Consider the following 5,346-nt stretch of genomic DNA (forward strand, 5'->3'; position numbering starts at 1 on the left):
CCGATCTCGGGCGTCCGGTGCAGGCGGCGTCGCAGCGCGACGAGGTCGGGCGCGATCGAGCGGGCGATCTCGAGCGAACGGGACGGGCTGGCCGGTGCGGCCGGCGACGGGGCTGGCGACTGGGACGGCATGGAGCCCACCCTAGGCACCTACGGCAGCACGTGCACGATCCCTCGTGCGCCGCGCTCGGCGTCCACCATGACGTGGTTGACCACGGGGTAGTGCCCCGGCTCGGGGAAGCTCAGCTCGACGAATCCGCCCTGTGCGGCAGCGAGGTCGAGCACCTGGGAGCCGCCGGTCGTCATGCCCGGCGGGTCGAGCGGTCCGCGGCCGTCGCGGAGCAGGTAGGTGCCCTCCTTGTAAACCGTGTCGAACTGGCCACCGACGATGTGGAAGGACGTCGGGCGGTTCGGGCCGACGTCGAGCACCCAGATCCGCACGCGCTCGCCGACCCGTGCCTCGAGCGGGTCGTCGACATACTGGTTCGCGTGGCCGTTGAAGACCACGGCGTCCGGTTGCTCCGCGACGACCTTGTCCGCGTTGACCGGATCGCCCTGCGCACCGAGGTAGATCTCGGACTGCACCATGAGGTACGACCGGTCGACGTCGGGCAGGCCCTCGGGCTCGATGACGACGGCGCCGGCCATGCCGGCCGCGATGTGGGTCGCCATCGGCATCGTCGCGCAGTGGTACATCCAGATGCCCGAGCGCTTCGCGGTGAACCGGTAGACGAGGCTCTCGCCCGGTTTGATCGTGCGCATCGGCCCGTCGGGTGCGAGCTCGCTCGCGTGGAAGTCGATGGAGTGGCCCATGGAGCCGTGGTTGACGAGCGTCACCTCGAAGGTGTCCCCGACCCGCCCGTGGAGCGTCGGGGCGACCGATGAGCCGTTGTACGTCCACCGGGTCTGCGTCACGCCGGGCGCCACCTCGAGCTCCACCTCGCGCACCGTGAGCGTCACGCGGCGCACCTTCTCGTCGGTGAGGGGAGGAAGAACCGGGTCGTATGCCGCTGAGCCACCGTCCCACTTCGCCATGAAGTCGATCGCGGGGCTCGCAGAGCCCGCCCGGGTGTCGTGCCCGGTCGCGTCGTGGGCTCCCGCCGCGCTGTCCGCCGGGGGTCCGTCGCTCCCGGTCCCGCCGGTCCCGCCAGCTTGGCCGGACGGGTCCTCCCCGATGGCGTTGACGGCGAAGACCATGCCCATCTGTCGATGGCCGACGACCGAGCACCAACCCTCGATGGAGGAGCCGACGACCGCGACCTCGAGGCTTCGCGTGTCGCCGGGGCTGATTCGTCCGGTGCGCTCGCCGCTCGCGAGGACGAGGTCGTGGACGTCGCTGGGGTCGGTGTTCTCGACCTCGATGACGAGGCGGTCGCCGAGTGGGACGGAGATCGTCGCGGGCGTGAACCGCATGTCACGCGCGGTGACCCGCACCGTCGTCGTGTTTCCGGTCGGGCTGACCTCGGCGGCGTTGGAGGTCGTGCCCCCGGCGACGGACAGGCCTGCCGCCGTCGGGTCGAGGCCGACCCCGAGCGAGGCGCCGACGGCGATGATCGCGACTCCGGCGAGCAGCTGCGGACGCGACCAGGTCTGCGCGGCGGACTGCGCCGTCTGCACCTCGACCTCGCTCCGCGAGCGCCTGGGGGCAGTGGTCGGCTCGGCACCCGGTTGGGCGCCAGACTCCTTGTCCCGCTTCGCCCGGATCGAGGCTCGGATTCCCCTGAGCATCAAAGGGATCGACAGGGCCAGGGCTGCGAGGGTGAGGACCGACAGGACGACGCGCACGAGGCTCGGCACGGGCAGCAGGCAGAGGGCCAGGCCGAGGTTGGCGACGACGACGCGGGCGGTGCCCCATCGCTCGAGCTCGACCATGCCGGCGCGGAGCACTGACGGCCCGCCGCCGATGACGACGGGGAGGAGGTAGGACAGGGCGCCGAGGAGCACTTGGAGTGCAAAGCCGACGACGAAGATCGTCGTCAGCGCGCCGTAGTTGTCGGCGAGGTCGTCCCACGAGCCCCGCGTGGCGAGGGACCATGCCATGAGCGTGAGCCCGACGGGCAGCCAGAGGAGCCCGGCCCCCGCCGACATCGTCGGGAAGGCGTAGGGCGGCCGCCGCCGAGCGGCGGAGACGATGGGCCGGTAGACCCAGAGCGTCCCGCCGAGGTAGAGGACGATCCCCGCGGCACCGAGGAACGCCAGGTCGACGAGCGGGGAGACGATGACGAGCGTCAGGCCGGCGGCGAGCGCCGGGAGAGCGTGCTGCGAGGCGGACTCGGCGTTGTCCGCCATCCGGGTGCGCAGCATCGTGGGCCAGAGGGTGACGAGCGTGCCGAGGACGGTGAGGCCGATCCAGCCGAGCAGGTTGACCATGGTGTGGGCGACGAGGAGCTGGGCGTGCCCCGCGTCGGCGGCGCCGACGTGGTCGTCCCCACGGGCGAGCAGAACCCCGAAGGTGGCGCCGACCGGAAGGAGGAGGGCGGCCACGATGTAGTAGCGGACGGTGACCCGGAACCGTCCGGGCAGCGCGGCCCGGAGACGCCGAACGAGCATCACCGCGTGCCAGAGGACGGCAGCGGAGACGAGGGTCCCGCCGACGAGGGTGAGCAGCCAGACGCGGGTCGGGACGCCGACGAGGACAAGAAGCACGCCGACCTGGAAGACCACGAGGCGGATGGTCTGGCGCCGCCGTTCCTCGAATCCGGCGCGGGTCTTGAGCAGGGCCTCGGTGAAGTGGACGCTCCACACCATGGCTGCATGCGTGACCGCGCCGAGGACGACGAGGTGGACCATGAGCCAGCGGGAGTAGGGCAGGAACGGGTGGATGAGACTGACGAGGAAGGCCGCCAGCAACCAGAAGACGACGGGCCGATCGCGCATGAACCACGCGCCACGGGTACTCATGAAGGACTCCGGATCCCGGTCGACGTGGCTGTGGATGTCGCTGTGGATGTCGCTGTGGAGGTCGCGGGGGACGCGGCAGGAGGCGTGGACGTGGCGGTCGGGGCGGCGGTGCCTCTCGGTCGGGCCGCGCCGAGGCCCACGATGCTGGACCCGGCCGCCACGACGAAGAAGAGGAGCAGCGCGACGATGTTGGTGACCGATCCGACCTGCCACGCCGTGCGCTGTCCGGCGAGGTCACCGGCGACGACCCGGACGGCCAGGCCGACGTGCATGAGCGCGAGCGGTATCCACATCACCGACCGGTAGGGGAGGGGCCGCTTGAGGACCGCCGGCAGGATGATCGGCGCGTGCGCCATGACCATCGAGATGGCGAAGCCGAGCATGACCGCGTGGACAACGACGTCGTAGAGCGCGCCCTCGGTCTGGGCGCCCGCGAACAGCCAGACCAGGGCCGCGAGCAGAAGCCAGACGTAGCCGCCGAGGAGCGCGGCGGCACTGAAGCGGGGCAGACCGGTGGCGCGGATCGTGCGGCGCGCGACGTCGTGGCGGACGAGCCAGATGACGATGGAGGCGATGACAAGGCCGGAGGCCCGCGCGCCGGCATCGGGCCACGCCAGGGTGAGGACGAGCCCGAGGGTGAGCGCGGCAGCGTGGAGCACAAGAGTGCGGCCGCCGGTCGACGGCATCGCGAGCCGCGCCAGCTCGACCCGCTCGGCGCAGATCGTCAGGACGAGGAAGCCGACGAGCCAGGGCATGAGCCACGGCACGTCGGCGCGCAGCCACAGGATGGAGGCGATGGTGAGGTGGACCGCGCCCAGCATCTCCACGGCGACGACGTCGTCGCGGTTGCGGCGCCAGAGCGCGGCATAGACGGCGACGAAGGCGATGCTGCCGTCGACGAGGAGCAGCTGGCCCAGGACCACCGGGGCAGGGCTGAGCAGGGCGATCGCGCCGAGGCCGAGGAGACCGGGGGCGACGAAGCCGAGCGGGTGGCGCAGCGCCACGGCTCGCTCCATCGCGATGAGGGTGCCGAGGAAGCCGGCGACCATGAGCATGCCGTGGAGGTCAGCGATCCGGTCGGACCGGACGGGCGCCCCGACGCCGACGAGGAGGAGGGCCGCGTCGAGCCCCGCGAGCATGGCAAGGCCCGCCGGGACGAGGAAGACGGCCCGCGAGAGGGCGACACCACCCGGCCGAACATTTTGCACGGTTCCCACTGTAGATAATTGGGGACCGTGGGCCAAACCCGGCCCCGGGGCCTGTCCGGGACCGAGCGGAGGCCCGGCTGGGGCCCGTAGCTGGGCCGATCACCGGCGCGCGATGGTCAGCGGGGCGCGATGGCCACGATCTCCTCGGCCAGTCGCCCGGGAACCTCGAGGGGCAGGCCGTGCGCGATGCCCTCGAGCTCCACCTCCTTGACGAGGTGCTCCTGGCCCGGCTGCGCGGCATATCCGGCGAGCATCGCACGGGTCTGCTGCTTCATCGGCTGGGGCGGCAGGACGTCGGCACCGGGCCAGCCCGGGACGGCTCCGAGCTCGCCGAGGGTGCCGAAGTCGAACATCGACCGGTCGCTGCAGACAAGGTCCTCACTGCCGTGGACCCAGGTGATGGGGATGCCCGCCGTGCTCTGCGCGATGGCCGAGGTGTCGTAGTGGTTCGGAGCCATGGTGTTGAGCACGCCTCGGTCCCCGGGCGCCAGGGCCGGCCAGTTGTCGGACGGGCGGCTGTCGCCGGGGTAGTAGTCGTCCCCGACCCGTGTCGTGAGGGCCTCGGAGAGGAGGAACTCCTCGTCGACGTTCGCGGCGTTGGCTCCGGCGCCGTAGAACGAGCGAAGGATGACCCGCGGACTGGAGGTGGGGTCATCCTCGCTCCGGTCCTTCTCGCGCAGCCGCCGGACGAACTCCGGGGCCGCCCCCCCGCCACCGCTCGCGGCGGCATCCGGGTAGGCCAGTGTCCCTGAGGTGTCGGTCGTCCCGCCGAAGCCATAGGGCGAGACCGGCGCGACGAGGACCAAGGCCCCGAGGTCGTCGGGGTGCTCGAGCAGCAGCTGCTGGAGCACGCCGCCGCCCATCGACCAGCCCGCTCCCGTGACCCGACGCCGGCCCGCCAGCCCGAGGGTCTCGAGGAGGCCGTGCACGTCGTCGGACAGGTCGCCGAGGCCGCGGGTGGCGTCGATGGGAACCTCGTCAGTGAGCCCGAATCCCCGCAGGTCGGGCGCGATCACCCGCACGTCGTCGGGCAGCTCCGCGGCCACGTACGTCCAGAAGCCTCCCGTCGTGAGGTTGCCATGGAGGAGCAGGACGGGTGCGCCGTCCTGCGGTCCGCTGGTCCACACGTTCATGGACAGGCGCGGCGTCTCGACGATCGAACACGTGAAGTCCGAGGATGCGGGCACGGCGGGATCCCTTCTGCAGCAGCCGGTCAGGAGCTCTGGCCTGTCTAGCAG

The 5,346-nt window shown here is 71.7% G+C and carries 3 protein-coding genes; all 3 read right to left on the reverse strand.

The features are described 5' to 3' along the window. Window positions 1–149 precede the first annotated feature (149 nt). Window positions 150–2,900 (reverse strand): multicopper oxidase domain-containing protein, encoded by a 2,751-nt coding sequence (locus LOY02_RS17620; protein ID WP_317183674.1) that lies wholly within the window; start codon window positions 2,898–2,900, stop codon window positions 150–152. After that, window positions 2,897–4,108 (reverse strand): hypothetical protein, encoded by a 1,212-nt coding sequence (locus LOY02_RS17625; RefSeq protein WP_317183675.1) that lies wholly within the window; start codon window positions 4,106–4,108, stop codon window positions 2,897–2,899. The genes LOY02_RS17620 and LOY02_RS17625 overlap by 4 nt, the downstream gene beginning before the upstream one ends. Window positions 4,109–4,224: 116 nt before the next feature. Further along, window positions 4,225–5,295: an alpha/beta fold hydrolase gene (locus LOY02_RS17630; protein WP_317183676.1), complete on the reverse strand. Its 1,071-nt coding sequence runs from the start codon at window positions 5,293–5,295 to the stop codon at window positions 4,225–4,227. Window positions 5,296–5,346: the final 51 nt, after the last annotated feature.

This window comes from Intrasporangium sp. (genome assembly GCF_032907665.1).
Classification (GTDB): domain Bacteria; phylum Actinomycetota; class Actinomycetes; order Actinomycetales; family Dermatophilaceae; genus Intrasporangium.

Coding starts and splice junctions, on each gene's coding strand:
- LOY02_RS17620 (WP_317183674.1), bottom strand. CDS start 2,900: ATGAGTACCCGTGGCGCGTGGTTCATGCGCGATCGGCCCGTCGTCTTC.